General features: G+C 54.7%; 1 rRNA gene. It reads right to left on the bottom strand.

The features are described from left to right. A 23S ribosomal RNA gene (locus tag WCE05_RS26410) occupies positions 1-384 on the bottom strand; the annotation flags it as partial.

Here is a 384-nt window from a genome sequence, read left to right as displayed (position 1 = left end):
GTGCCAAACACCGCCGTCGATATGAACTCTTGGGCGGTATCAGCCTGTTATCCCCGGAGTACCTTTTATCCGTTGAGCGATGGCCCTTCCATTCAGAACCACCGGATCACTATGACCTGCTTTCGCACCTGCTCGCGCCGTCACGCTCGCAGTCAAGCTGGCTTATGCCATTGCACTAACCTCCTGATGTCCGACCAGGATTAGCCAACCTTCGTGCTCCTCCGTTACTCTTTAGGAGGAGACCGCCCCAGTCAAACTACCCACCAGACACTGTCCGCAACCCGGATCACGGGTCAACGTTAGAACATCAAACATTAAAGGGTGGTATTTCAAGGTCGGCTCCATGCAGACTGGCGTCCACACTTCAAAGCCTCCCACCTATCC

This window comes from Pseudomonas sp. I2, assembly GCF_040984075.1.
GTDB lineage: Bacteria > Pseudomonadota > Gammaproteobacteria > Pseudomonadales > Pseudomonadaceae > Aquipseudomonas > Aquipseudomonas guariconensis_B.
Note: the sequence above shows the minus strand (reverse complement) of the source record. Positions and strands in the feature narration are given on the sequence as shown.